Raw genomic sequence first — 311 nt, forward strand, 5'->3', positions numbered from 1 at the left:
GTAAAAAAGCAGAAAATTAACACTACCGATCCGGATAGTGGATATTATCACAGAGACCATAAAGAAGAAGGTTTTATGTATTTAGACCATAGAACTGTCGATGGGAAAAACAATATAATTATAGATTGCCATATAACTCCAGGTAATACTCATGATAGCGGTCCGTATATAGATAGACTAAATCAGATAGAAAAAACCTTTGGATTAATACCAGGTAAAGTTGCGTTAGATAGCGGATATTATTCTCTAGACATACTAAAACAGTTAGATAAAAAAAATATATTTTCAGTAATAGGATATAGAAGATTCTC

1 protein-coding gene is annotated in these 311 nt (G+C 31.2%); it reads left to right on the top strand.

Annotated elements, in window-relative coordinates; genetic code table 11:
* Positions 1 to 311, top strand: a 311-nt coding sequence (locus tag PNO30_RS00195; protein ID WP_271986687.1) for a transposase, incomplete at both ends; no start/stop codon positions are given.

The sequence above is a fragment of the Gemella haemolysans genome (genome assembly GCF_028308085.1).
GTDB classification, from domain to species: Bacteria; Bacillota; Bacilli; order Staphylococcales; family Gemellaceae; genus Gemella; species Gemella haemolysans_D.